Source organism: Acinetobacter sp. A3, from assembly GCF_012371415.1.
In the GTDB taxonomy this organism is placed as follows: domain Bacteria; phylum Pseudomonadota; class Gammaproteobacteria; order Pseudomonadales; family Moraxellaceae; genus Acinetobacter.
The window spans coordinates 1-887 of sequence record NZ_JAAZQW010000092.1; the positions used below are offsets into that span (position 1 = coordinate 1).

1 protein-coding gene is annotated in these 887 nt (G+C 36.6%); it reads right to left on the reverse strand.

All coding sequences use genetic code 11. The annotated features are described in order from the left end of the window. Positions 1 to 27: 27 nt before the first annotated feature. Positions 28 to 870: a carbapenem-hydrolyzing class D beta-lactamase OXA-58 gene (locus tag HHA42_RS13350; RefSeq protein WP_002002480.1), complete on the reverse strand. Its 843-nt coding sequence runs from the start codon at positions 868 to 870 to the stop codon at positions 28 to 30. Between the last annotated feature and the right edge of the window lie 17 nt (positions 871 to 887).

Below are 887 nucleotides of genomic sequence, written 5' to 3' on the forward strand. Positions count from 1 at the left end.
AATAGATTAACCTCAAACTTCTAATTCTTATAAATAATGAAAAACACCCAACTTATCTAGCACATCTAAAGACAATTGTTTACGTAGAGCAATATCATCACCAGCTTTCATTTGCATATTTAAAGCAAATGCCACCACTTGCCCATCTGCCTTTTCAACAAAACCCACATACCAACCCACTTGCGGGTCTACAGCCATTCCCCAGCCACTTTTAGCATATAGACGATTCTCCCCTCTGCGCTCTACATACAACATCTCTTTCACTTGTTGCTGAACTTCAGGTTTAAAAGGCAATTGCCCTTGGGCTAAATCATACACAAACTTTACTTCTTGTATAGGTGTAATTGTCAAAGGCCCTTTCAACCAAAATTGATCAACTTCCGTGCCTATTTGCATATTGCCATAACCAATACGTTGCAATTCACTTTGCATTAAGCTTGGACCAATACGACGTGCCAATTCTTGATATACAGGCACTGTAGATGCTTGCATGGCTTCGCCCAAAGTAAAATCTTTGTCCCATGCTTTAAAAAAACGTGGCTTTCCATCCCACTTAAATATTTCTGTAGATGTTGCTTTATGATTTTCTAAACCAATTAGTGCATTGGCAATTTTAAATGTAGATGCAGGAATATAAGCTGTTTTTGCTCGGTCTAAATGCGTGCCATATTTTTTAATATTTTGACCATCATATGTGACAAACACAGCATCAGCTGAGATTTCATTAAAAAGCGCTTGAACATTCTGATCGATGATTGAGTTATTCACTTGTGGAATTGTACTTGTTTTTGCTCGACTCATACTATGCTCAGCACAAGCCCCAATACTTATGCTTAAGCAAACTAAACTCAATATTTTTAATAATTTCATGATATACAACTTTAAAA